This is a genomic window from Acidovorax sp. 22279 (assembly GCF_052045435.1).
Classification (GTDB): domain Bacteria; phylum Pseudomonadota; class Gammaproteobacteria; order Burkholderiales; family Burkholderiaceae_C; genus Acidovorax; species Acidovorax delafieldii.
This window is the reverse complement of record NZ_JBQEOV010000006.1, coordinates 118,483-141,820: the sequence shown is the minus strand read 5'-3', so window position 1 is coordinate 141,820 and position 23,338 is coordinate 118,483. Positions and strand designations below refer to the sequence as shown.

The following is a 23,338-nucleotide window of genomic DNA, read 5'->3' as shown; positions in this document are numbered from 1 at the left end:
CACGCAGCCTTGGCTGCACCCACCCGCTGCCACACCCACACACCGCCCCATGACGGAAGCCTTGGCCAAGATCCTGGTCGCCGATGACGAACCCGACCTGCGTGCGCTGCTGCAGCGCTACCTGAGCGACCAGGGCTACAGCGTACGCACGGTCGATGGCGCGGGCCCGCTCGATGTGCTGCTGCAGCGCGAGCGCTTTGATGTGCTGGTGCTCGACGTGATGATGCCGGGCGAGGATGGCCTGTCGATCTGCCGCCGCCTGCGCGCGCAGGGCGAGACCATTCCCATCCTGATGCTCACGGCCAGGGGAGACCCCGTGGACCGCATCGTGGGCCTGGAGATGGGCGCCGACGACTACCTGCCCAAGCCCTTCAACCCGCGCGAGCTGCTGGCCCGCATCCAGGCCATGGTGCGCCGCCAGCGCCTGCTGGGTGCGCACACCGGGCCGCGCCAGACGGGCGGGCACATCGCGTTTGGCGCATTCACGCTGTGGCTGGACGAGCGCCGGCTTGAGCGCAACGGTGGCGAGGACGGCCAAGGTGCGCAAGACGTGCCCCTGACCACGGGCGAATTCGCGCTGCTGCAGGCGCTGGCACAGCAACCGCACCGGCCCCTGGGCCGTGACCGGCTCATCGCACTGGCCTATGGCCCCGACCACACGGCCACCGACCGCAGCATCGATGTGCAGGTGATGCGCCTGCGCAAACTCATCGAGGCCGACCCTGCCCAGCCGCGCCACATCCGCACCGTGTGGGGCGTGGGCTATGTGTTTGTGCCCGATGGCGCAGCGCCGGGCGGCGGAGGCAGGGCATGACGCCTCCTGCCACACCCCAGGCCGCCGGGGGCTGGTGGCCGCGCAGCCTGCTCGGGCGCAACCTGCTGCTGATAGCGGTGCTCATCGTGCTGGGTCAGCTGGTGGCGGCCGTGCTGGTGCGGCAGATGATCTTTCAGCCCCGCGTGGCACAGGTGGCCGATGGCGTGGCGCGCAATGTGGGCGCGCTGCGCGCAGGGCTGCAGGCGCTGCCCCCGGCACAGCGGGCCGCATTTGTCGAGGCCTTCAACCAGCAGGCCGTGCGGTCGGCCCCGCCCGTGGCGGCGGAAAGCGCTGCGCGGCGCGCACTGCTGTCGCCCATGGAGCGGCAGTTTGTGCAGGCGGTGTCGCGCCGCCTGGGGGCGGACGATGCGGCAACGAACACTTCGCAACCCGTATGGCGCCGCGACAGCACGGGCGTGCTGGCCCTGCGTGTGGTGCACCAGGGGCCGGAGGGAGCGGAGACTTATTGGCTGAACCTGCCCAGCGTGTTCCCCACGCGCGAGTTCACCGGCGCCTGGCTGGCCGCCACGCTGGCCAGCATGCTGCTGGCGCTGCTGGGGGCCTGGTGGCTGCAGCGGCACATCAACCGCCCGCTGGCGCAGGTGGTGGCGGCGGCCCGGCAGCTGGCGCAGGGCCAGCCCCCAGCACCGCTGCCCGAAGACGGACCCGAAGAAATCGCCACCGTGGGCCGCAGCTTCAACCACATGGCGCACAGCCTGGCGGCTGCCGAGCAGGAGCGCGCGCTGATGCTGGCCGGTGTGTCGCACGACCTGCGCACCCCGCTGACCAAGCTGCGCCTGGGCGTGGAGATTGCCGGTGCACAGGTGGATGCCCCCCTGGCCGCGAGCATGGCCCGCAGCATCGACGAGATGGACGGCATCGTGGGCCAGTTCCTGCAGTTTGCGCGGGTCGGTTCCAACGCAGGCGAGGCCGAGGTGCCCACCACGGCATCGCTCAACGACCTGGCCCAGGCCGTGGCCGAGGCGCAGGCCGACCATGGGCGCACCGTGCGGCTGGCGCTGGGCTCGCTGCCCGACGTGCCAGTGCGCCCCCAGGCCCTGCGCCGCGCGCTGGACAACCTGGTGGAAAACGCCTGGCGCCACGGCACGCCGCCGGTGCTGCTGCGCACGGGGGCGGATGCCGACGGCGTGTGGCTGGAGGTGCAGGACCAGGGCCCGGGCATCGCCCCGGCAGAGCTGGACCGCATCCGCCAGCCCTTTGCGCGCGGCGATGGCGCGGCACGCTCGGGCGCGCCGGGCGCGGGGCTGGGCCTGGCCATCGTGGAACGTGTGGTGCGCAGCCACGGCGGGCGGCTGGAGCTGTTCAGCGCGCCGGGCACGGGGCTGCGCGCACGGCTGGTGTTGCCACGGGGCGAGCGCGGCTGATGCCACCGGGCGCGCCCTGCGCACGCCTGGGGCGTGCTGCGCACTGAAAATTCAGCCGAAAGTGCCGCAAGCACTAGTGCACTATGCCGCAACAGCTATCAAATCAATAGCAATTTACCGAAACCGGCATGCCCTCAGGCCACCGGCATCTTCAGCTTGCGGTACAGCGTCTGGCGGCTGATGCCGAGCTGGCGCGCCGCCTGCGACATGTTGCCGCGCGCAGCCTGCAGCGCCTGGTCGATGGCGGCCTGGGACAGCTGCTGCAGGCTCAGGCTGGCAGGCAAGCGGTCCACACCAGCGCCCGCTGCAGCATCGCTGCGCGGACCGGCGGGCACCGCCGTGAGCGCCTGCACCAGGTCGTCGGGCATGTGCTCCCAGCCCAGGGTGTCTTCGCCCTCGGCCAGCATGGCGCAGGCCGTGCGCAGCACATTGGCCAGCTGGCGCAGGTTGCCGGGCCAGGGGTAGGCGGCCAGGCGGGCCAGCAGGTCGGGCGCCACCTGCACTTCAAAACCCAAGCCCTGCTCGGTGGCCAGGTCGGCCAGCAGGCGCTGCAGCAGCGCCACAAAGTCGCTGCGCTCGCGCAGTGCGGGCAGCTGCACCGTGAGGCCGTTGATGCGGTAGTACAGGTCTTGCCGAAAGCGGCCTTGTTCCGCCGCCTGCATGAGCTGGTTGTGCGTGGCGCAGACCAGTGCAAAGTCCACCGGCACGGCCTTGCTGGCGCCCACGGGCGTCACGCTGCGCTCTTGCAGCACACGCAGCAGACGGGTCTGCAGGGCCAGCGGCATGTCGCCGATTTCGTCGAGGAACAGCGTGCCGCCATGGGCCTCGCGCAGGCGGCCCAAGTGGCCCTCCTTGCGCGCGCCGGTGAAGGCACCGGCCACATGGCCGAAGAGTTCGGATTCGATCAGGTGCTCGGGAATGGCTGCGCAGTTGATGGCCACAAACGGCGCATCGCGGCGCGGGCCGCTGGCGTGCAGCGCGCGCGCAAACACCTCCTTGCCCACGCCCGACTCGCCCTGCACCAGCACCGCAATCGGTTTGCCCACCACGCGGCGGGCCTTGTCGGCGGCGGCGCGCCAGCGCGCGTCGCCGGTGTCCAGCTGGGCCAGGGCGTCTTGCTGGGACACTGCGGCAGCCGTAGCGGTGGGCCGTGTGGGGGTGGCGACCCAGGCGGCGTCCATCTGCACCTGGGCAAAGAGCAAGGCACCTTGCAGTGTGCGCAAAGCCTGCGGCTGCTGGGGGCGGCGCTTGTGGTGCGAGAGCAGGTCATCCAGCCGCACGTCCAGCACCCGCTCCAGCAAGGTGGCGCCCACGTCCCCCGCATGCAGGCCTAGCTGCGCCAGGGCCACGCGGTTGGCACCCACGATCCAGCCGTCGGCCGACACGGCCACGATGCCCTCGGCCACGCTGCCAATGCCCTCGGGCGCGCTGTGCAGGTGCAGCCGGATATTGCGTTTGCAGGTGGCCGCCAGCAGGCGGTTTTCGATCATGCGGGCGGCCGTGCTCACCAGGCCCAGCGTATGCGCGTGGCCGTGGCGGTAGTCGCCCGAGATGTCGAGGATGCCCAGCAACTCGCCCGTGGCCGACAGGATGGGCGAAGCCGCGCAGGTGAGAAAGTTGTTGCGCTCCAGAAAATGCTCGCCGCCGTGCACCTCCACCGCGCAGGCCTCGGCCAGCGCCGTGCCGATGGCATTGGTGCCCCGGTGGGCCTCGTGCCAGGAGGCACCGCTGGTCAGCGCCACGCGCTCGGCCTTGTCCACAAAGTACGGATCGCCCAGCGTGTGCATGAGCATGCCGCGCCGGTCGGCCAGCACGACCACGCTCTGGCTGTGGCGCACTTGCTCGAACAGGTATTCCATCACCGGCCGCGAATGCGCGAGCAGCTCGGGGTTGCTGGCCAGCACCTGGCGCAGCGTGCCGCTGCTGGGGTGGTCGATGGCCTGCGGCCGCCCGGTGGGCAGCAGGCCGGCCGCCATGCTGCGCGACCAGGAGCGCGCCAGGCGCTCGTCCACCAGGCCGCTGGGGCACTGGCCAGAGTCCAGCAGGTGCTGGCGGGCCTGTCGCAGGGCGACGGGGGAAGTGTTGGGGCGCACGCTTTGTCTCCGTGCGGGCTCAGGGCGGCCCGCTTGTGGTGTGTGGGCCAGTATGGCGGGCTCCACGGCGCGGGGCAAGGGTGTGGGCGCAAGCGGTGTGCCAACTGTTCCATTTCGTGACAGGTGTCGCGGCCCGGCACATCACGATGCGGGCGGCTGCAACAGGTGTCCGCCCTGGGCGGCCGAAAAAATCCAATGAAATCAACACTTCGTGCGCCATGGCCTGCTGGCATGTGTTTTGAGTAAGGGGTTGGCATCGGACAGGCTCCACCGAGTCCGCCCGATGCACACAACCATCGCAGGAGACAACACCATGACCGTTTACGCAGCCCCCGGCGCCGCTGGCGCCAAGATCACCTACAAGCCCCGTTACGACAACTTCATCGGCGGCAAATTCGTGCCGCCCGTCAAGGGCCTGTACTTTGATGTCATCACGCCCGTGAGCGGCAAGGTCTACACTCAGGCCGCGCGCTCGACGGCTGAAGACATCGAGCTGGCCCTGGACGCCGCCCACGCCGCAGCCGACGCCTGGGGCAAGACCGATGCCGCCACGCGCGCCAACATCCTGCTCAAGATCGCCAACCGCATCGAAGAAAACCTGGAGCGCCTGGCCTACGCCGAAACCGTGGACAACGGCAAAGCCATCCGCGAGACGCTGAACGCCGACATCCCGCTCACCGTGGACCACTTCCGCTACTTTGCGGGCTGCGTGCGTGCGCAGGAAGGCGCCCTCTCCAACATCGACGAAAACACCGTGGCGTATCACATCCAGGAGCCGCTGGGCGTGGTGGGCCAGATCATTCCGTGGAACTTCCCCATCCTGATGGCCGCGTGGAAGCTGGCGCCCGCGCTGGGTGCTGGCAACTGTGTGGTGCTCAAGCCCGCAGAGTCCACGCCGATTTCTATCCTGATCCTGGTCGAGCTGATTGCCGACCTGCTGCCGCCCGGCGTGCTCAACATCGTCAACGGCTACGGCCGCGAGGCGGGCATGCCGCTGGCGCAGAGCAAGCGCATCGCCAAGATCGCTTTCACCGGTTCCACCAGCACCGGCCGCGTGATTGCGCAGGCCGCTGCCAACAACCTGATCCCCGCCACGCTGGAGCTGGGCGGCAAGAGCCCCAACATCTTCTTTGCCGATGTGATGGACAAGGATGACGCCTTCCTGGACAAGGCCATTGAGGGCCTGGTGCTGTTCGCGTTCAACCAAGGCGAGGTGTGCACCTGCCCGTCGCGCGCACTCATCCAGGAAAGCATCTACGACAAGTTCATGGAACGTGTGCTCAAGCGTGTCGCCGCCATCAAGCACCAGAACCCGCTGGACACCGACAGCATGATGGGCGCACAGGCATCGAAGGAACAGCTCACCAAGATTTTGAGCTACCTGGACCTGGGCAAGCAGGAAGGCGCCGAAGTGCTGGCCGGTGGCGGCCAGGCCCACCTGGGCGGCGACCTGGAAGGCGGCTACTACGTGCAGCCCACGCTGTTCAAGGGCCACAACAAGATGCGCATCTTCCAGGAAGAAATCTTCGGCCCCGTGCTGGCCGTGACCACCTTCAAGGACGAGGCCGAAGCCCTGGCCATTGCCAACGACACGCTGTATGGCCTGGGCGCCGGTGTGTGGAGCCGCAACGGCAATGTGGCCTACCGCATGGGCCGCGCGATCAAGGCCGGGCGCGTGTGGACCAACTGCTACCACGCGTACCCCGCGCATGCGGCGTTTGGCGGCTACAAGGAATCGGGCATTGGGCGTGAGACGCACAAGATGATGCTGGACCACTATCAACAGACCAAGAACCTGCTCGTCAGCTACAGCGAAAACAAACTCGGCTTCTTCTGATCTGGGGTGGCGGTCCAAAAACCGCCCCTGGCGTCGTTGCTCCGTCTGGCCGTGGCGCTGCCACTGTCTGCGACGGAGGCGCCTAGCCAGAAACGGCCTGTGAACCGCAGGACACGCTGCTGGCGGCGCGTTGTTCCAACGCGCCGCTTTTTGCTTCTTTTGCATTGCACGCTGGAGACAACCATGGTCGAAAAAGTCATCGCCACCCCTGCCGCGCTGGAGCTGGTGGCCTTTCTGCAAGCAAAGCATGGCCCTGCGCTCATGTTTCACCAGAGTGGCGGCTGCTGCGACAACAGCGCGGCCAACTGCTACCTGCCGGGCGAGATCACGATGGGTGCGGGCGACGTGTACCTGGGCGATATTGGCGGCTGCCCGTTCTACATCGGGCGTGCGCAGTACGAGACCTGGAAGCACACGCAGCTCATCATCGATGTGATCGAAGGCACGGGTGGCACCTTCTCGCTGGAGGGGCCGGAGGGCAAGGCCTTTCACACGCGCTCGCGGGTGTTCTCCGATGCCGAGCTGACCGAGCTGGGCATCGCGCACGGGCCTGCGGCCTGAGCGCCCTGGGGGTCTAAATCGGCTCCTTGAGAGGTTTTCTGGACATCAAGGGCTGGTAGCGCTAGTTAAATATACCTTGGTAGCTATTGAATTCGTAGCGCCGCCATGGCACCACGGCCACCCGCTTCATCCCCCAGGCGGAACACCGACACCACGTGCACCAGGTCTTCGGCCTGGTTCTTGAGGCTGCTGGCGGCGGCGGCCATCTCTTCGACCAGTGCAGCGTTCTGCTGGGTCACCTGGTCCATCTGCGTGACGGCCTCGCCCACCTGGGCCACGCCCAGCGATTGCTCGTGGCTGGCCGCGCTGATCTCGCCCACGATGTCGGTCACGCGGCGGATGGCGCCCACCACCTCGCTCATCGTGGCGCCGGCGCGGTCCACCAGGGCGCTGCCCTGGGCCACGCGCTCCACACTGGCGCTGATGAGCGTCTTGATCTCGCGCGCGGCCTCGGCACTGCGCCCGGCCAGGCTGCGCACCTCGCTGGCCACCACCGCAAAGCCCCTGCCTTGCTCGCCTGCGCGGGCGGCTTCCACGGCCGCGTTGAGCGCGAGGATGTTGGTCTGGAACGCGATGGAGTCGATCACGCCGATGATGTCGGAGATTTTCTGCGACGAGGCGTTGATGCCGTGCATGGTGTCCACCACCTGCGCCACCACCTCACCGCCCTGCACGGCCACGGTGCTGGCGCTGGCGGCCAGCTGGCTGGCCTGCTGGGCACTGTCGGCGTTCTGGCGCACGGTGGCGTTGAGCTGCTCCATGGACGCGGCGGTTTCTTCCAGCGCGCTGGCCTGGCTCTCGGTGCGGGCCGACAAGTCCGTGTTGCCCTGTGCAATCTGCACGCTGGCGGTGGCCACGCTTTCTGACCCGCTGCGCACGTTGCGCACCACCTGTGTGAGTTGTGTGCGCATCTGCTGCAACGCCTCCAGCAACTGACCCACCTCGTTGGTGCCATGGGCAATGGGGGCGCCGCTCAGGTCTCCCTGCGCCACGGCGCGTGACAGCGCCACGGCCTGCGACAGCGGCCCGGTCATGGAGCGCACGAACACCAGCGCCATCGCACTGGTGGCCGACAGCGTGATGACGAGGGCCAGCGCCACCCACAGCAGGTTGCGCTGCAGCCCTGCCACGCGCGCCTGCAGCGCCTGGTCCAAGCTGGTCATGGACAGGTTGTTGAGCGCGTTCAGCGCCTCGATGGTGCGGGTGAACGCGTCGAAGTAATCCTTGGACGGCAGCTGCAGCTCCGTGGCGTTGAGGATGTCGCGCTCCACCATCTGCAGCGACTGCTGGATCTGCCCTTGCACGGCCTGCACGCTGCTGCCCAGCGCGCGCTGCAGTTCGGCATTGCCCTGCAAGGCGCGGTCCAGCCCCCGGAAGGTGTCGCCCTGCAGTTCAGCCACGCGCTGCTGCAGCACCAGCAGCTGGCCCTTGCCCTGGGGCGTCAATTCGCGCTTGCCCAAGGCGCTGGCGCCCTGGGCGCGCAGCATGCCCAGCTTTTCGCCGAGCATAGGGGCCTGGCCCAGCGAGGCCTGCACCAGCGCGTGGGTGTCGGCCTCGGGGTCGATCTGCAGGCCATAGGCATGCACCAGCGACTCATTGAGCTGCAACAGCGTTGCGATGAGCTGGGTGTGCTGCGCGGTGCTTTGCGCCTGTTCGATGCTGCGCGCGGCCACGGCCTGCTCCAGGGTGCGCCAGGTCTGCTGCGCCTGGGTCCAGGCCGCCATCTGCGCCGCAGGCACCTTGGCGGCGGCAAAGCGGGCGCTCACGTCGTCCAGGGCGGTGTTGACCGCATCGCGCGCGGCGGGGCGGCGCGCGGCCAGCGACTCGTCACCGCCCAGCATGCCCACCGACAGGCCCCGGTGCACCTGCATGCGCTGCACCAGGTGCGTGAGTGCCTGGGCGGGGGCCACGCCCTGCGCCTCCAGGCGCGCATGGTCGATGGCGTGGAGGGAGTCGCGCACCACCAGGTAGGTGGGCAAGGCGCTCATCATGAGCCCGATGGTCCCCAGGATGAGGAATTTTTCGAGCAGGTTCAACCGGTGAAGCAATGACATGGCAGTGGACGCAGGCCACACGGCGTGCGCTTTAGAGTAGGCCCCAGGGGCGGGTGTCGGCACCGCCGACTGGAGGGCGGCCCTCCTGAGGGCCGAACGGAATGTCCCGCAATGTAGGGACGTGTCCACAGTAGGGTTTTGACTCAGGTCAAGTCACGCAGAGCTTCGCCCCCGTGGCTTGACGGCGTGCACTGGCCTGCGTGCCGGTATGGGGGAGGCTGCACCGGCCGGGGCGCTGGAGAATAATGAACGCTTCCCCATCCTTTGGAGCCCCTGGCATGCACTCGATCACCCTGCGCTTCCTGGCGTCCCAGACGACCCTGCCCCAGGCGGGCCGCGTACCCGGTGGCACGGTGCTGCGCTGGGTGGATGAGGCTGGATTTGCCTGCGCCAGCGCCTGGGCCCAGGGGGATTGCGTGACCGAGTTTGTGGGCGGAGCCCACTTTGTGCGCCCTATCCGGCCGGGCAATCTGGTCGAGGTGCACGCGCGCCTGGCTTACACCACCGATACCAGCATGTGCCTGGCGGTGGAGGTGCGCAGCGGCGCCGTACACGGCGCGCCGCTGGAGGACGTGGTGCACTGCGTGGCCGTGTACACCGCCGTGGATGCCAGCGACCAGCCGCGCACCGTGGACAAGTGGAGCCCCGAGACCCCCGGCGACATTGCACTGGCCCAGCGCGTGAAGGCGCACATCGACGCAGCGCGCGCGGCGCAATGAGCGGCGCTGCACCGACCGCAGCCGCCACCAGCCCGCTGCGTGCGCGCGATCTGCTCGCGGCGCTGGTGGTGGTGATCCTCTGGGGCGTGAACTTTGTGGCGATGAAGTGGGGGCTGCGCAGCTTCAGCCCGTTCCAGCTGGGTGCCGCGCGCTACCTGTGCGCGGCCCTGCCCCTGGTGCTGCTGGTGCGCCCGCCGCGCATGCACTGGCGCTGGGTGCTGCTGTTCGGGTTGTTCCAGGGCGTGGGGCAGTTCGGCTTTTTGTTCATCGGGCTCAAGGTGGGCATGACGGCCGGGCTGGCCAGCGTGCTGCTGCAAACCCAGGTGTTCTTCACGGCGCTGCTGGGCTTTGCGCTGCTGCGCGAGCGCCCGGGGCTGCCGCTGCGCGTGGGCATGGGGCTGGCCGCGCTGGGGCTGGTGTGTTTTGCGATGAACTATGTGGGTCCGGGGTCCGGCATGGGGGTGGCGGCAGCCACCACGCTGGCGGGCCTGCTGCTCACGCTGTGTGGTGCGGCCATGTGGGCATCGTCCAACATCGTGGCGCGGCTGGCGCAGCAGCACAGCCCGGGGTTTGATCCGTTGGCCTTTGTGATCTGGAGCAGCCTGGTGCCGGTGCTGCCGTTCATGGCGCTGTCCGCCCTGTTCGACCCCGACGCCGCGCGCTGGCTGCAGTGGCAAACGCTGGCCAGCGTGCCGCTGCTGTCGTGGGCCGCCGTGGCCTACCTGGGCTGGGCCGCCACCATCGTGGGCTACGCGCTGTGGACCAACCTGCTGCAGCGCTACCCCGCCAACCGCGTGGCGCCATTCAGCCTGGCGGTGCCGGTGGTGGGCCTCACCGCAGGCTGGCTGCTGCTGGACGAGGGCGTGGCGCCCTGGCAGTGGGCGGGCATTGCGCTGGTGGTGGCCGCGCTGGCCTGTGTGGTGCTGGGGCCCAGACTACAAGCCAGAAGGGCCGGTAGCGCTGGTTGAATATGCCACAGCAGCTATCAATTGGATAGCATTCGGCCGCAGCACCGGCTACAGCAACCTGCGCCGCGCAAAGCGCACCACGGTCACCCCGGCACGTGCCTGGCGCACCGAGGGCATCACCAGCACACAGTCGTCGTACGGAGTGACCACCGGCACGCCGTCGTTGTCACCAATCACCGTGCCCGCCTTCTCGAACACTTCCAGGCCCGTGTACGGCGCCACGAACCGGAAGGCGCTGCTGGTGGCAACCACGGGGCCGGTCACCTCCAGCGCCCACTGGCGCGGTGCGTCGGGCAGGCGCCAGCCGGGCAGCTGCTGCGCCAGCGCGTCGGCGCTCAGCGCACCGGACTGTTCGATGAAGCGCACACACTGGTCCTGCGCCACGGCGCGGCTGGCCGGGTCGCCATGGAAGCCACATTCGATGAGCAGCGAGCGGGTGCCGTTGTCGTCCAGGTCGCCAAACCGGCCGTAGTCACGCATGCGCATGCCGTCCTTGTGGCCGGCGTCCACCACGATGTGTTCGGGCGAGCGCATGGCACGCGCCAGCGCCAGGTTGCGCGGCTGGATGCCGGTGAGCAGCAGCGGCGCCGAGGGCTCGTGCATGGAATGAATGTCGAGCAGCCAGTCGGCCTGCGCCACCCACGGGCGCAGTGCGGCGGCGCGGCGGCGCTCGTTGGTGTCGGCCGCGTCGATGCGCTCGTCCAGCCACTGGCGGTTGAGGTCTTCGTCGGTGAAGCGCGAGGCGTCGTGGTTGCCGGGGTCAAACCGGTCGAAGGCGTCGAGGTTGCAGAACGCAAGCGTGAGCGTGCCCTGCTGCGGGCGCACACCGGCGTCGAGCAGGCCTTTGAGCGCCCAGGCGCCGCACAGCTCGTTGCCATGCACCAGGGCGCTGATCATCACGTGGCGGCCGGGTCGGCCCGAGTCGAAATGCCACACGCCTTCGGTGCCGGTGTTGCCGGCGCGCCAGGCGCCGATGTCGGGAGCGGGCAGCGCAAACACCAGGGGTTGCACGGACGTGGGGGGGAGAGTGCTGCTGCTCATTCTTCGATCTTGGCGAATTCAACAATCTTCTTGTACTTGGCCACTTCGGTGGTCAGGAACTGGTCGATGTTCACGGTGGGCGAGGCCACGGTGGACCCGCTGGCTTCCATCTTCTTGCGGAAGTCCGGCGATTGCAGGCTGTCGGCCAGTGCCTTCTTGAGCTTGTCGGTCACTGGCTTGGGCAGGTTGGCAGGCGCCATGAGCGCAAACCACACGCTGATGTCCACGTTCTTGTACTGCGGCGACTCGGCCAGCGCGGGGATGTCGGGTGTGGTGGCCGAGCGCTTGGCCTCGGTGGTGCCCAGTGCAATCACCTTGCCACTCTTGATGTGCGGCAGGCCGCTGGAGAGCACGAACACGCCGTACTCCAGGTTGTTGCCCATGAGGTCGCTGGTGAGCGGCGCCACCCCCCGGTAGGGGATGTGGGTCATGAACAGCTTGCCTTGCTCCTTCACGGCCTCGCCCGCCAGGTGCAGCGCCGTGCCCACGCCCGAGCTGCCGTAGCTGAACTTGCCGGGGTTCTTGGACACCTTCTGCGTGAACTCCGCCATGTTCTTGACGCCCGCGCCGGTGGAGGCCACCAGCACCAGCGGCTGGGAGGCAATGAGACCGATGGCGGTGAAGTCCTTGATGTCGTACTTGACCTTCTTGGTCACGAGCTTGTTGATGGCGATCTCGTTGTTGGCGCCCACCAGCAGGGTGTAGCCGTCGGGTGCGGCGTTGGCCACCTTCTGCGCACCGATCGCGCCACCGGCACCGCCCAGGTTCTCGATCACCACCGGCACGCCGAGCTTGTTGCCCAGCTCGGTGGCCACCGTGCGCGCGGTCAGGTCGGTGCTGCCGCCGGGCGGATAGCCCACCACGATGGTGATGGGCTTGCTGGGGTAGGCGTCTTGCGCGATGGCAGGGGCAGCGAGAACGGCCAGGCCGCACAGCAGTGCAGCACGGCGCAGGGGACGGACGGTGGTCATGGTGAAACTCCTTGGCAAAGGCGTGGGGCTGAATGGGGCGGGTGAGGTATGGATTGGATTGTGAAAAACCGGCCCCTGGCTGTTGGTGCCAAAACGGCACCAGGTCGTGCTGATTCACGATGCCTGCCACGGGGAAACCCGCAGGTCTCTCACCGTGGACGCGCGCTCATCAGCGCTGCGCCAGGGCCTTCCACAACGCCTCGGCCAGCGGCCCCAGGCGGCGCTTGGGGCGATACAGGCGCACGTCAAAACGCACCTCCATGCGGGCGTCACCCGCCAGCGCGAGCCGCTGGGCCTTGCAGTCGGCAAACACCATGGACCAGGGCAGCCACGCAACGCCCAGGCCTTTTTGCACGTATTCGTAGTGGGCGTCGGCCGAGTCGCACTCCACCACGCGCTGCAGCCGGGGCGCATGGGGGTTGTGCGCCAGGTGGTCTTCCACCAGCCGCCCCAGGGCGAGCTGGGGCGCGTAGGCCAGGTAGGGCACCAGCGTGGCGTCGGGCCCGAACCGGTGCAGCGCCTGCCCCTGCGCCGTGGCGCGCGAGACGGGCACCAGCCGGTCGGAGGCCACCGTCAGGTGCGTGAACTGCCGCGCATCGAGCCGGATGGCCAGGGCCGGGTGGTGGTACACGAGCGAAAAATCAGCCTCGTTGCGCTCCAGCATGCCCACGGTGTCGGCCAGCGCCCGGGTGCGAATGCACAGCTCGCCGCCCTGCAAAATGGGCTGCAGGCGCACCAGCCAGTCGGCCACCACGGTGCGCGCCAAGGTGCGGCCCGTGGCCAGAGTCACGGTGCGGGCCTGCCGCCCGGCCAGGCTTTGCAGCTCCTCGTGCGACTGGGTGAGGTTGCGCACCATTTGCCCGGCGGTGTCCAGAAAACTTTGCCCGGCGGGCGTGAGGGTGACGGGGCCGCCGCTGCCGCGCTCCACCAGCGGCGTGCCTGCCCAGGCCTCCAGCGCGCGGATGCGCCGGCCAAACGCGGGGTGGGTGACATGCCGCAGCTCCGCCGCGCGGGTGAAGCTGCGCTCCTGCGCCAGCACGATGAAGTCTTCCAGCCATTTCAACTGCATCGTCGGCTCCTGAAGGGGCGGCTGTCCGGTCGGTGGGCTGGTGCCTGGGCTGTGCCAGCCCCGTTAGAGGACCAGACACCGCGGTCGGAGTGAGAGCGCTCAGCCCCGGGCAGCTTCCAGAACGCCTCGGGTGCGCATGGCTTCTGCACGCGCGGCCGCAGCAAAGTCCTCGCCTTTGGACGCGTAAAGAATGGCCCGCGACGAGTTCACGATGATCGGCCCGTCACTGCGCAGCCCGGCGCGCACGGTGGCGGCGGCATCACCACCCTGGGCACCCACGCCCGGAATCAGCAGCGGCAGCGTGGGCGCGATGGCACGCACGCGCTCGATCTCCTGCGGGTAGGTGGCGCCCACCACGAGGCCGAGCTGGCCATTCTTGTTCCAGGGGCCTTGCGCCAGACGCGCCACATGCTCGTACATGAGCGGCTGGCCCTCGACGCTGGCCAAGCGCTGGGTCTGCAGGTCGTCGCCGCCGGGGTTGGACGTGCGACAGAGCAAAAACGCGCCCTTGCCGTGGTAGGCCAGATAGGGCTCGATGGAGTCGAAGCCCATGAAGGGCGACAGCGTGACGGCATCGGCACCGTAGCGCTCGAAGGCCTCCTTGGCGTACTGCTCGGCCGTGGAGCCGATGTCGCCGCGCTTGGCGTCCAGGATCACCGGCACCTGCGGTGCGTTGGCCCGCATGTGCTGCATCAGGCGTTCGAGCTGGTCCTCGGCACCGTGCGCAGCGAAGTAGGCGATCTGCGGCTTGAAGGCACACACCAGGTCGGCGGTGGCGTCCACGATGGCCGCGCAAAAGTCATAGATCTTGCGGGGGTCGCCCTGCATCGCAGCGGGAAACCGCGTGGGTTCAGGGTCCAGGCCCACGCACAGCAGGGAGTTGTTCTGTGCCGTGGCGTCGCGCAGCATGTCGGTGAAGTTCATGGGGCGTGATTTTAGGTGGGTGGGCACGGGATGCCCCCGCCGGGGACCGTGATCGTCGAAGAGAGGCTCTGCGAAGCGGAGGTTTCGGGCACCCCGGGGTGTGCCACCGGGCAACAAAAAAGGCCGTCGAGACGGCCTTTTTTCGGTAGCACAGGGAGCAACAAGTCCCTAGTGAGAAAGAACGATCAGCGGGGCACAGCCAGCAGCCGTTGCACGTCGCGGTCGTTGGGCAGCGCGTAGTCGTAGCCACGCACGATGCGGCTGTCTTCGGTGCGCACGAGCTTCAGGCTCACGTAGGTGTAGTTGGCGGCCGCAGAGTAGGTACCCACCAGCACCAGGGAGGCATTATGGTTGCGGGCAATGTCCTTGATCTCACGCGACAGCAGCAGCTCGCCCTGGCCTTCGCGCACGAACACGTCACCGCGCAGCTTGATTTCCTTCACGTTGAAGCCGCTGGCCGCCATGCTGGTGGCGTACTGCTCGGACAACGTGCGGCCCAGCGGGGCGGCGCGGCTGAGGTCGTTGACGTTGACCACGGTGGCCACGAGCACGGGCCCGCCACCCAGCGAGTTCATGTCGAAACCGGTGGTCAGCTTGCTCACCGCGTCGCGGCTGCTCTGGATGAACTGGCTGCTGGCGGCTTCCTGGTAGGTGGGCTCGACGCGCACCGGCGCAGCGTTGTTGGCGCAACCGGCCAGCACCGCGCCGGCCAGCACCGTCAGAAGAAGTGCGGGGGTTTTCATTGCGAGACAACCTTCATGTTGACGTTCTTGTACGAGGGGCGCGTGAACAACGGGGTGTCAGCGTTTTCCAGGTAGTACACGTCGGTCTTGCGAGCCAGGTACTGGCCGCCGCGCGTGACAGTGGTGGTCAGGATCAGCTCGGTGTTGGTCGGGCCACCAGAGTTGATGCTGTTGGCATAGTCGGCGGCGATCGACAGACCCAGGCCTGCGGCCAGCTGGGCGTCGATGTGCTCATGGCGCAGACCGTACGCGGCAAACAGGCCTGCAGCAAGCATGGTGAACTGACCAGGGATGAAATGCGGGCGGTCGCTGTTGTGGCGCACGACCTGGATACCGTAGGAGACTTCCAGGGCCTGGCCCAGGTTCTGCTGCACCACGGCGCCGTTCTGGACCAGTTTGGTGATCAGGAACTCGCGGAAGGCGGTTTCAAACTGCGTGGCATTGGCGGGCAATGACACATGCAGGGGGGTGTTGGGGGCCACGCCGGCCTTGTCCAGGGTGCTCAGCGTCTGATTGACCACATCGCGCGAGACCAGGTCCCAATGTCCGGCGGAGCGAACCTTGGGCTGCGAGGTGTACTCGAAATTTTCCGCGACGGGAATAGGCGCCCTCTGTGCGCACCCCACCAAAGTTGCCACAGCGCCAGCCAGCACGGCCAAGCTGATTGCCTTTGAAAACGACATGATTCCCTCCTACGGACTGAATTTGCGAGGATCCGAACAGATGCGACCCGCACGATTGAAAAATAATTCTGGGCGGTATCCTCAACAAAAACAAGAAAAAATTACGCTAACTACGCTCCGGCGTACACAGTTCGTTGTTTTTGGTCACAGTTGTGTGCCGATGCAAGGCGTGTAAGCAGGCAGAGCCACCTTTGCGGTGGCCCGCCTTGCATTTGCTTACACGGAAGCGGCTGCGCGCTGCTCCAGGATGTCGAAAGCGGGCAGCTTTTTGCCTTCCAGCACTTCCAGGAAAGCGCCGCCACCGGTGGAGATGTAACCCACTTGCTTGTCGATGCCGTACTTCGCGATGGCGGCCAGCGTGTCGCCACCGCCCGCGATGCTGAAGGCCGAGGATTCGGCAATCGCCTTGGCGAGTTGCTTGGTACCGTTCTCAAAAGCGGCAAACTCGAACACGCCCACGGGGCCATTCCAGACGATGGTGCCAGCAGACTTGAGCTGGGCCGCGAGGCGGGCAGCCGTCTCGGGGCCGATGTCCAGGATCATGTCGTCGGGCGCCACGTCCGTGGCGGCCTTCACCGTGGCGGGGGCATCCGCAGCAAATGTCTTGGCCACGACCACGTCCGTGGGGATCGGCACCTCGGCGCCACGCGCCTTCATGGCAGCCATCACGGACTTGGCGGCGTCCAGCAGATCGGGCTCAGCCAGGCTCTTGCCGATGGGCAGGCCGGCCGCCAGCATGAAGGTATTGGCAATGCCGCCGCCCACGATGAGCTGGTCCACCTTGTCGGCCAGGCTTTGCAGGATGGTGAGCTTGGTGGACACCTTGGAGCCCGCCACGATGGCCGCCAGCGGGCGCTGAGGATGGGCCAGGGCCTTGGTCAGGGCATCGATCTCGGCCGACAGCAGCGGGCCGGCGCAGGCAATGGGGGCGTACTGCGCGATGCCGTAAGTGGTGCCTTCGGCGCGGTGGGCGGTGCCAAACGCGTCGTTCACGAAGATGTCGCACAGCGCGGCCATCTTGCGTGCCAGCTCCTCTTTGTTTTTCTTCTCGCCCACGTTCAGGCGGCAGTTTTCCAACAGCACGATCTGGCCGGGTGCCACTTGCACACCATCCACCCAGTTGGCGACCAGCGGCACTTCACGGCCCAGCAGTTCGGCCATGCGCTGGGCCACGGGGGCCAGGGAGTCCTCGGGTTTGAATTCGCCTTCAGTCGGGCGGCCCAGGTGGCTGGTGACCATGACAGCGGCACCGGCGTCCAACGCCATGCGGACCGCGGGAATGGAGGCACGGATGCGGGTGTCTTCAGTGATGTTGCCGGCGTCGTCTTGCGGCACGTTCAGGTCGGCGCGGATGAAGACGCGCTGGTTGCGGGCCTTGCCCTGGGCGCACAGATCGGAAAAGCGAAGGATGTTCATGGGGGAAGGTTTCCTGGAGGGGCCGGTGGATCAGGGGCGCCATTTTAGGCGGCCCTGCTGACGCGGCCGCCCGCCGCCAGCACCTACCAGCCCCAGCCGATGTGCAGTGGCAGATACACCGCCATGCCCACCAGAATGGTGCCCAGGATGCCCCGGCGCCAGAAGTAATACACGCTGGCGAACAGCACGGCCGGCAGGCGTGCGTCCATGAAGGTGTCGATCAGCTCGCCCTGCACCATGAGGATCTCGGGTGCAATGACGGCGGTGAGCGCTGCCAGCGGGGCATATTTGAGGCCCCGCTTGAGCCAGTCGGGCAGGGGCAACTCACGCTCCGGGATCATGAAGAAGGAGCGCGACACCACCGTGATCACCGCCAGGCCCACAGTGGCCAGCAAGGGATAGATCCAGGACCAGCTCATGGGTGGCGTTCCTCGCGCAGCGGCACCACATCGCCCGCCTCGACATGCTCGCGCTCCTCGGGCGGCATGACGCTGTCAGCGGGCACCAGTAGCAACTCGGGTTGGCGACGGCGGCGGTCCACGGCCTCCATCAGCAGTCCCGCGGCCACGGCGGCCGCCAGCGCCACCAGGATGTTGAGCTTGAGCGGCAAGGCAAACGCAGCAATCGCTGCAGTGGCCGCAACACCCGTGGCGAGCCAGGTGGCCCGGTCGAACAGCAGGGACAGCAGCACGCCCAGCAAGGCCAGTACCCCCGCAAAACCCAGCCCCCAGGACAAGGGCACCGCGTTGGCCAGCAGGATGCCGGCGATGGACGGCACCTGCCAAGCCAGCCAGTTGGTGGAGGCCGCGCCCCAGAAATACGGCACCTGCTCCGGGGCCGGCCGGGGTTCCGGAAAGCGCTTCATGAACGCCACATAGATCACGTCCCCGCTGAAATACCCCACGGCCAGGCGCTGGCGCAGCGGCAGGTGCGCAAAGTAGCTGCGCCACATGCTGCTGAAAATCACAAACCGCAGGTTGACGCAGGCGGCCGTGAGCCACACCACCCACAGCGGCGCGCCCACGGACAGCAGCGGAATGACGGCGAGCTGGGCGCTGCCGGCATACACCAGCAGCGACATGAACACGGCCATGCCGACCGACATGCCACTTTTGACCATGGCCACCCCGGTGACCAGCCCCCAGGCTGCAATGCCCAGCGAGGTACCGGCCATGTCGATGGCGGCCATTCGGAAGGAGGGGTGGCGCAGTGTCCGGCCCAGCGCAGCAGACACGCTCATGCAGGGTTTGCGCCCAGCACCATGCCCGGGTGCAGGTCAAAGCCGCGCAAGAAATCAGCCGCCGCCAGCCGCTTGCCACCCGCCCGCTGCAGCGTGGTCAGGCGCAACGCCGTGCCGCTACCGCATGCGACGGTCACTCCCGCGCCATCCGCAGCCAAAATCTGCCCGGAGCGCTGGTCGGATTTGCCTTGAACGCTATCAATTGCATAGCTCCAGATCTTGATCGTCTCGCCGTTGCACTCGGTGCTGGCCCCCGGGAAGGGATCGAACGCGCGAATGCGCTGGCCAATGACTGCGGCAGGCAGTGTCCAGTCGATCGTGCTCTCGGCCTTTTCGATCTTGTGGGCGTAGGTGATGCCGTCTGCCGGTTGCGGCACAGCAGTGAGGCCACCGCAGGCGGCCAGCTCCAGCGCCTCGACGATCATGCGACCGCCCAGCGCGGCCAGGCGGTCGTGCAGGGTGGCTGTCGTATCGCCCGGGGCAATAGGCAGGCGCTCGGTCAGCAGCATGTCGCCCGTGTCCAGCCCTGCATCCATCTGCATGATGGTGACGCCGGTTTCGGCATCGCCTGCCTCGATGGCGCGGTGAATGGGGGCGGCGCCGCGCCAGCGCGGCAGCAGGCTCGCGTGGATGTTCAGGCAGCCCAGGCGCGGTAGATCCAGGGTCCACTGCGGCAGGATCAGCCCGTAGGCGGCCACGACCATCACATCGGCCTGGGCTGCGAGCAGGGCTTCGCGCGCTGCTGCGGCATCCTCGGGGTATTTGCCATCCAGGCGCAGGCTGCGGGGCTGTGCGACAGCAATGCCGTGCTCCAGTGCGCATTGCTTCACAGGCGAAGCCTGCAGCTTCATGCCACGGCCAGCGGGGCGATCCGGTTGCGTCAGGACCAGTGGAACGGTGAAGCCTGCAGACAACAGCCGCTCCAGGGCCACACGGGCGAATTCGGGGGTACCAGCAAAAATGACTCTCATGAAAGCAGATATAGATAGCGGCTTAGGTGCGCGCGGGACTCGGTGGCCCAGCGGGACCACCCAACCAGTCAATCGCGCACGTTGTCAAAATTCGGCAGTTCGTCGGTGAACAACACCTGGCGCACCACCCCTTGGCGATCCAGGTGCACATGGGCCTGTCGCAGGTCCGAGTTCTGCCGGAAGCGGTAGGTCCAGATATCACCATCAAAGCGCGCCACCTGCTCGACACGCAAGGGCATTCCGAAGGTGTTTTGCAGGTCGGCACGGGTCCAGGTGCCCACGGGCAGGTTCTCGAATCGCTGCTGCGTGAGCACCTGCTCGTTGCGCACCAGCCGGCCAATGGCATCAAAGTCGAGGTTGTAGGCGGCAAACCCGGCGGGTAATTCCGAGTACAGCAGCCGCTCGCCAGAGGGCAGCGCTATCGTGGCGGTTGGCGGGCCCAGACGAGCGATCACTTCGGCCCGCAACGCGCCGGGCCGTTCACGGGCCGGCAGCACACAGCCCGCCAACTGGCAAGCCAGCGCCACCAGCGCCAGCACTCTGACGCCCCAGCGGACGCAGAGCGCTGCGCGCATCAGCCGCGCGCCTCCCGCTGCTGCTTGACCATCTTGGTCTTGATGCGGTTGCGCTTGAGGGGGGAGAGGTATTCCACAAACACCTTGCCCATCAGGTGGTCCATCTCGTGCTGGATACAGACCGCCAGCAGTCCGTCGGCCTCGATGACGCGGGACTGGCCCTGAGCGTCCAGCGCGCGCACATGCACCGCGTCAAAACGCTCCACGCCGTCATAAATGCCAGGCACCGACAGGCAGCCTTCTTCGTTCAGGTGCTTTTCGGCGCTGGTCCAGACCAGCTCGGGGTTGATCAGTACCAGGGGCTGGTCGCGCTCCTCCGACACGTCGATGACCACCAGCCGCTCATGCACATCCACCTGGGTGGCCGCCAGGCCAATGCCGTGCGCGTCGTACATTGTGGCCAGCATGTCGGCCACCAGCGTGCGAATGCGGTCGTCCACCGCCTGGACGGGGCGGGCGACCTTGTGAAGCCGGGGGTCCGGGTAACAGAGAATGGGAAGGATTGCCATGGCTGCAGGTAAGAGATGTCGCTATTTTCGCCACTTTTGCGGCCTACTGCCGCCTTGCGAGCCAATAATCGTTGCCGAATCAAGGGCTTGAGCAGAGAATCTAAGAAGCTTTGTAACGTATTTGCCCGGCCGCACGCCTGCTTTGTGCGCCGAGGTGCCAGCGAGGGGGCGTTTCCCAATGCATGAGAAAAGGAACAACATGACGGCATTCACCAGCGTGCGGCGGACCGCCCTGGGCGCGCTCACGATCATTGCTGGCGCCCTGCTGGTCATGCCGGCCCAGGCGCAGAATTACCCCATCTCCAGCGGCCAGCGCGCCACAGCGCAGCAGGTGTCCGAGCGGGGTGTACCGCTGGAGGAGCTGGCGCCCAACGCCCCAGACACCTACACTGTCAAGCGGGGCGACACGCTCTGGGGCATTTCGGGCATGTACCTCAAGCGCCCATGGCGCTGGCCCGAGCTCTGGGGCATGAACCTCAAAACCATCCCCAACCCGCACCTGATCTTTCCTGGCCAGACGCTTTACCTTATTAAGGAAGGCGGCTATGCCCGCCTGAGCACCAGCCGCTCCAGCGAACCCGAGACCGTGCGCATCTCGCCCCGCACCCGCAGCGATAGTTTGGCTGATTCCGCGTTGCCCACACTCAAGCAGCACCTCATCGAGCCCTTCCTGGTCGAGCCCCTCGTGGTGGACGAGCAAGTGCTGCTGAGCGCCCCGCGCGTGATCGCGACGACGGAAGAGCGCGTGCTGATGGCGGCGGGCGACCGTGTCTATGTGCGTGGGGACGCCGCGTCGCCCATGCTGGCAGAAGCGGGCGAACCCCGGTACTACCGTGTTTTCCGCAATGCCGTGGCGCTCAAGGACCCCGTGACGGCCGAAGTGCTGGGATACGAAGCCCAGTACCTGGGCAAAGCGGAACTGGTGCGTGGTGAGTCGTTCGAAGAAATTCCGAACGGCAAGGGTGGATACACGGCGGAATACATCCCCGCCACCGTGGATCTGTCGGCCACCAAGGAGGAAGTCCGCGCGGGCGACCGCCTGCTGCCTGCACCCGCCCGCCCGTTCCTGAGCTACACCCCCCGAGCCCCCGAGATGGAAGTGGATGCCCGCGTGGTATCCATTTATGGCAGTTCGGCCGTGGCCTATGCAGCCCAAAATCAGGTGGTAGCCATCAATATGGGTTCGCAGGACGGACTGGAGCCTGGCCATGTGCTCAGCCTGCTGACCAAGGGCGACCGCATCAAGGACATGACCGACAGCAACAGGGCGATGGTCAAGCTGCCCAGTGAAATCAACGGCACTGCCATGGTGTTCCGCACCTTCGAGCGCGTGTCCTATGTGCTGCTGCTGGAAATCCGCAACGGTGTGCGCGTCGGCGACCGCTTGGTCAACCCCAAGTAACGCTGAGGGCCGGTAGTACGTATCGCCGCGCGGGGTTCCTGCGCTGCGGTAGTCACGTTGCCGCGCCGTACTGGTATCCATGGACCACGACGAACTCGGCGCCTGGCTGCGGCTGACCTTGACGCCAGGCATTGGCAACGGGGCCGCGCGGCGTCTGCTGGCACGCTTTGGCTTGCCGCAATCCATCTTTCAGCAGACCGAAGCCGCCCTGCAACTCTGTGTGCCCGCCGCGCAGGCCAAGGCGTTGCGCGAGATTCCGCAGGGGTGGGAAGCCCTGTGGCAGACCACCGCCCAATGGCTTGCCAGTGCTGTGCCACTAGGCCCCGCGCGCGCCATCGTGAGCCTGGGCGACCTGCGCTATCCGCAGGCCTTGCTGGACACGGAAGACCCACCGCTGCTGCTCTACCTCATGGGCCCGGCATCACTGCTGGAGCACCAGCCTTTTCCCAGTGATCGCTGTCTCGCTGTGGTCGGGAGCCGCAATCCCACCGCCCAGGGCGCAGAGAACGCTCGCCTGTTTGCCCGGGCGCTGCACAGCGCAGGCTTGACCATCGTGTCGGGGCTTGCGCTGGGGGTAGACGCTGCCGCCCACGAAGGCGCGCTGGACTCGGCGACGCCCCCTTGCGCAAGGGCCGCCACCATCGCCGTGGTAGGCACCGGGCTCGACCGCGTGTATCCGCGCAAGAACCTGGACCTGGCCCATCGCATTGCCGCACACGGACTGATCGTCAGCGAGTACCCCCTGGGTACTCCACCGCTGCCAGGCAACTTTCCCAAACGCAACCGCATCATTTCGGGCCTCTCGCAGGGCACGCTGGTGGTGGAAGCCGCACTGGCATCGGGCTCGCTGATCACAGCCCGCATGGCGGCCGAGCAGGGGCGTGAAGTGTTTGCCATTCCAGGTTCCATTCATGCACCGCAGTCACGCGGCTGCCATGCGCTGATCCGTCAAGGCGCCAAGCTGGTGGAGTCTGCCCAGGATGTACTGGAAGAACTCAAGATCCCCGCCACCACCATGTCCGGCCTGCCCCACGAAGGCGCGAACGCCGCAGGAGTCGCTGTATCGGACGGCAGCGAAGACCCCGTGCTCGCCGCCTTGGGCTACGACCCCATGGGGCTGGATGCTCTGGTCGCCCGCACGGGCATAGGCGCATCGGCCTTGCAGGTGGCCCTGCTGGAACTGGAACTCGACGGCAGCATTGCGCGGTTGCCGGGGGGGTTGTTTCAGCGGGTCGGCAGGGGCTAGCTGATCACTCAGTGATCGCCCGGGGCCAGAGGGGCGCAAGGGATGCCAACACGCATCCCGGATAAAAGCGCCTGTTGACGATCTCACAGGAGATCTCACACAGGCTCTGAGCAACGC

The 23,338-nt window shown here is 67.2% G+C and carries 22 protein-coding genes; 8 read left to right on the top strand and 14 right to left on the bottom strand.

From position 1 onward, the window contains the following. The first annotated feature begins 49 nt into the window (after positions 1-49). Complete coding sequence (ompR, locus tag ACTJKQ_RS10010) at positions 50-814, top strand: osmolarity response regulator transcription factor OmpR (RefSeq protein WP_440596732.1); 765 nt, start codon at positions 50-52, stop codon at positions 812-814. Further along, complete coding sequence (locus ACTJKQ_RS10005) at positions 811-2,199, top strand: ATP-binding protein (protein WP_440596731.1); 1,389 nt, start codon at positions 811-813, stop codon at positions 2,197-2,199. Before ompR ends, ACTJKQ_RS10005 begins: the two co-directional genes overlap by 4 nt. Positions 2,200-2,333: 134 nt before the next feature. On the opposite strand, the gene ACTJKQ_RS10000 is transcribed toward ACTJKQ_RS10005, so the two are convergent. Further along, positions 2,334-4,292 carry a sigma-54-dependent Fis family transcriptional regulator gene (locus ACTJKQ_RS10000; protein ID WP_440596730.1) on the bottom strand — a complete coding sequence of 653 codons (1,959 nt, stop codon included), beginning with the start codon at positions 4,290-4,292 and terminating at the stop codon, positions 2,334-2,336. A 313-nt stretch (positions 4,293-4,605) separates the two neighbouring features. On the opposite strand from ACTJKQ_RS10000, the gene exaC reads away from it, so the two are divergent. Together exaC and ACTJKQ_RS09990 are read left to right on the top strand one after the other, a co-directional pair. Continuing rightward, the gene (gene exaC / locus ACTJKQ_RS09995) at positions 4,606-6,129 is read left to right on the top strand and encodes an acetaldehyde dehydrogenase ExaC (RefSeq protein ID WP_440596729.1); all 1,524 of its coding nucleotides are present in this window, start codon (positions 4,606-4,608) and stop codon (positions 6,127-6,129) included. Positions 6,130-6,312: 183 nt separating this feature from the next. Next, positions 6,313-6,690: a DUF779 domain-containing protein gene (locus ACTJKQ_RS09990; RefSeq protein ID WP_440596728.1), complete on the top strand. Its 378-nt coding sequence runs from the start codon at positions 6,313-6,315 to the stop codon at positions 6,688-6,690. 83 nt (positions 6,691-6,773) lie between these two features. Here ACTJKQ_RS09990 and ACTJKQ_RS09985 read toward each other — a convergent pair whose 3' ends face one another. Continuing rightward, entirely contained in the window at positions 6,774-8,744 is a 1,971-nt protein-coding gene (locus ACTJKQ_RS09985; RefSeq protein ID WP_440596727.1) for a methyl-accepting chemotaxis protein, read from the bottom strand. Positions 8,745-9,022: 278 nt separating this feature from the next. On the opposite strand from ACTJKQ_RS09985, the gene ACTJKQ_RS09980 reads away from it, so the two are divergent. Together ACTJKQ_RS09980 and ACTJKQ_RS09975 are read left to right on the top strand one after the other, a co-directional pair. Continuing rightward, the gene (locus ACTJKQ_RS09980; RefSeq protein ID WP_056742911.1) at positions 9,023-9,463 is read left to right on the top strand and encodes an acyl-CoA thioesterase; all 441 of its coding nucleotides are present in this window, start codon (positions 9,023-9,025) and stop codon (positions 9,461-9,463) included. Then, positions 9,460-10,431, top strand: a complete 972-nt coding sequence (locus tag ACTJKQ_RS09975; RefSeq protein ID WP_440596726.1) for an EamA family transporter — start codon at positions 9,460-9,462, stop codon at positions 10,429-10,431. The genes ACTJKQ_RS09980 and ACTJKQ_RS09975 overlap by 4 nt, the downstream gene beginning before the upstream one ends. 48 nt (positions 10,432-10,479) lie before the next feature. Here the strand turns inward: ACTJKQ_RS09975 and ACTJKQ_RS09970 are convergent, their stop codons facing one another. The 12 genes from ACTJKQ_RS09970 to def form a co-directional block, all read right to left on the bottom strand. After that, a complete protein-coding gene (locus ACTJKQ_RS09970) occupies positions 10,480-11,472 on the bottom strand; it encodes a succinylglutamate desuccinylase (protein ID WP_440596725.1) in 993 nt (330 codons plus the stop codon). After that, complete coding sequence (locus tag ACTJKQ_RS09965) at positions 11,469-12,443, bottom strand: Bug family tripartite tricarboxylate transporter substrate binding protein (RefSeq protein WP_056067894.1); 975 nt, start codon at positions 12,441-12,443, stop codon at positions 11,469-11,471. The genes ACTJKQ_RS09970 and ACTJKQ_RS09965 overlap by 4 nt, the downstream gene beginning before the upstream one ends. Positions 12,444-12,612: 169 nt before the next feature. After that, positions 12,613-13,512 (bottom strand): LysR family transcriptional regulator, encoded by a 900-nt coding sequence (locus ACTJKQ_RS09960; RefSeq protein WP_056742904.1) that lies wholly within the window; start codon positions 13,510-13,512, stop codon positions 12,613-12,615. A 99-nt stretch (positions 13,513-13,611) separates the two neighbouring features. Next, positions 13,612-14,436, bottom strand: a complete 825-nt coding sequence (pyrF, locus tag ACTJKQ_RS09955) for an orotidine-5'-phosphate decarboxylase (protein WP_116748285.1) — start codon at positions 14,434-14,436, stop codon at positions 13,612-13,614. A 185-nt stretch (positions 14,437-14,621) separates the two neighbouring features. After that, positions 14,622-15,179 carry a FlgO family outer membrane protein gene (locus ACTJKQ_RS09950; protein WP_056067887.1) on the bottom strand — a complete coding sequence of 186 codons (558 nt, stop codon included), beginning with the start codon at positions 15,177-15,179 and terminating at the stop codon, positions 14,622-14,624. Further along, positions 15,176-15,862: a hypothetical protein gene (locus ACTJKQ_RS09945; protein ID WP_056067885.1), complete on the bottom strand. Its 687-nt coding sequence runs from the start codon at positions 15,860-15,862 to the stop codon at positions 15,176-15,178. The genes ACTJKQ_RS09950 and ACTJKQ_RS09945 overlap by 4 nt, the downstream gene beginning before the upstream one ends. A 216-nt stretch (positions 15,863-16,078) precedes the next feature. After that, entirely contained in the window at positions 16,079-17,278 is a 1,200-nt protein-coding gene (locus ACTJKQ_RS09940) for a phosphoglycerate kinase (protein WP_440596724.1), read from the bottom strand. A gap of 83 nt (positions 17,279-17,361) precedes the next feature. Continuing rightward, positions 17,362-17,697, bottom strand: coding sequence for an AzlD domain-containing protein (locus ACTJKQ_RS09935; RefSeq protein WP_056742894.1), 336 nt, complete (start codon positions 17,695-17,697; stop codon positions 17,362-17,364). Next, positions 17,694-18,467 carry an AzlC family ABC transporter permease gene (locus ACTJKQ_RS09930; protein ID WP_369817443.1) on the bottom strand — a complete coding sequence of 258 codons (774 nt, stop codon included), beginning with the start codon at positions 18,465-18,467 and terminating at the stop codon, positions 17,694-17,696. Before ACTJKQ_RS09930 ends, ACTJKQ_RS09935 begins: the two co-directional genes overlap by 4 nt. 47 nt (positions 18,468-18,514) lie before the next feature. Next, positions 18,515-19,489, bottom strand: a complete 975-nt coding sequence (gene fmt, locus ACTJKQ_RS09925; protein WP_440596723.1) for a methionyl-tRNA formyltransferase — start codon at positions 19,487-19,489, stop codon at positions 18,515-18,517. Between the two features lie 68 nt (positions 19,490-19,557). Continuing rightward, positions 19,558-20,064 carry a hypothetical protein gene (locus ACTJKQ_RS09920; protein ID WP_440596722.1) on the bottom strand — a complete coding sequence of 169 codons (507 nt, stop codon included), beginning with the start codon at positions 20,062-20,064 and terminating at the stop codon, positions 19,558-19,560. Then, entirely contained in the window at positions 20,064-20,573 is a 510-nt protein-coding gene (gene def / locus ACTJKQ_RS09915; RefSeq protein WP_056067873.1) for a peptide deformylase, read from the bottom strand. Before def ends, ACTJKQ_RS09920 begins: the two co-directional genes overlap by 1 nt. A 199-nt stretch (positions 20,574-20,772) precedes the next feature. On the opposite strand from def, the gene ACTJKQ_RS09910 reads away from it, so the two are divergent. Together ACTJKQ_RS09910 and dprA are read left to right on the top strand one after the other, a co-directional pair. Further along, on the top strand, positions 20,773-21,975 hold the full coding sequence (locus tag ACTJKQ_RS09910) for a LysM peptidoglycan-binding domain-containing protein (protein WP_156379587.1): 1,203 nt from the start codon (positions 20,773-20,775) through the stop codon (positions 21,973-21,975). A 79-nt stretch (positions 21,976-22,054) separates the two neighbouring features. Beyond that, entirely contained in the window at positions 22,055-23,221 is a 1,167-nt protein-coding gene (gene dprA / locus ACTJKQ_RS09905) for a DNA-processing protein DprA (protein ID WP_440596721.1), read from the top strand. The last annotated feature ends 117 nt before the right edge of the window (positions 23,222-23,338 follow it).

Excerpts from the sequence above, each read along its gene's own strand:
- ompR (WP_440596732.1), top strand. The coding sequence starts at position 50 with ATGACGGAAGCCTTGGCCAAGATCCTGGTCGCCGATGACGAACCCGAC.
- ACTJKQ_RS10005 (WP_440596731.1), top strand. The coding sequence starts at position 811 with ATGACGCCTCCTGCCACACCCCAGGCCGCCGGGGGCTGGTGGCCGCGC.
- exaC (WP_440596729.1), top strand. The coding sequence starts at position 4,606 with ATGACCGTTTACGCAGCCCCCGGCGCCGCTGGCGCCAAGATCACCTAC.
- ACTJKQ_RS09990 (WP_440596728.1), top strand. The coding sequence starts at position 6,313 with ATGGTCGAAAAAGTCATCGCCACCCCTGCCGCGCTGGAGCTGGTGGCC.
- ACTJKQ_RS09985 (WP_440596727.1), bottom strand. The coding sequence starts at position 8,744 with ATGTCATTGCTTCACCGGTTGAACCTGCTCGAAAAATTCCTCATCCTG.
- ACTJKQ_RS09980 (WP_056742911.1), top strand. The coding sequence starts at position 9,023 with ATGCACTCGATCACCCTGCGCTTCCTGGCGTCCCAGACGACCCTGCCC.
- ACTJKQ_RS09975 (WP_440596726.1), top strand. The coding sequence starts at position 9,460 with ATGAGCGGCGCTGCACCGACCGCAGCCGCCACCAGCCCGCTGCGTGCG.
- ACTJKQ_RS09970 (WP_440596725.1), bottom strand. The coding sequence starts at position 11,472 with ATGAGCAGCAGCACTCTCCCCCCCACGTCCGTGCAACCCCTGGTGTTT.
- ACTJKQ_RS09965 (WP_056067894.1), bottom strand. The coding sequence starts at position 12,443 with ATGACCACCGTCCGTCCCCTGCGCCGTGCTGCACTGCTGTGCGGCCTG.
- ACTJKQ_RS09960 (WP_056742904.1), bottom strand. The coding sequence starts at position 13,512 with ATGCAGTTGAAATGGCTGGAAGACTTCATCGTGCTGGCGCAGGAGCGC.
- pyrF (WP_116748285.1), bottom strand. The coding sequence starts at position 14,436 with ATGAACTTCACCGACATGCTGCGCGACGCCACGGCACAGAACAACTCC.
- ACTJKQ_RS09950 (WP_056067887.1), bottom strand. The coding sequence starts at position 15,179 with ATGAAAACCCCCGCACTTCTTCTGACGGTGCTGGCCGGCGCGGTGCTG.
- ACTJKQ_RS09945 (WP_056067885.1), bottom strand. The coding sequence starts at position 15,862 with ATGTCGTTTTCAAAGGCAATCAGCTTGGCCGTGCTGGCTGGCGCTGTG.
- ACTJKQ_RS09940 (WP_440596724.1), bottom strand. The coding sequence starts at position 17,278 with ATGAACATCCTTCGCTTTTCCGATCTGTGCGCCCAGGGCAAGGCCCGC.
- ACTJKQ_RS09935 (WP_056742894.1), bottom strand. The coding sequence starts at position 17,697 with ATGAGCTGGTCCTGGATCTATCCCTTGCTGGCCACTGTGGGCCTGGCG.
- ACTJKQ_RS09930 (WP_369817443.1), bottom strand. The coding sequence starts at position 18,467 with ATGGCCGCCATCGACATGGCCGGTACCTCGCTGGGCATTGCAGCCTGG.
- fmt (WP_440596723.1), bottom strand. The coding sequence starts at position 19,489 with ATGAGAGTCATTTTTGCTGGTACCCCCGAATTCGCCCGTGTGGCCCTG.
- ACTJKQ_RS09920 (WP_440596722.1), bottom strand. The coding sequence starts at position 20,064 with ATGCGCGCAGCGCTCTGCGTCCGCTGGGGCGTCAGAGTGCTGGCGCTG.
- def (WP_056067873.1), bottom strand. The coding sequence starts at position 20,573 with ATGGCAATCCTTCCCATTCTCTGTTACCCGGACCCCCGGCTTCACAAG.
- ACTJKQ_RS09910 (WP_156379587.1), top strand. The coding sequence starts at position 20,773 with ATGACGGCATTCACCAGCGTGCGGCGGACCGCCCTGGGCGCGCTCACG.
- dprA (WP_440596721.1), top strand. The coding sequence starts at position 22,055 with ATGGACCACGACGAACTCGGCGCCTGGCTGCGGCTGACCTTGACGCCA.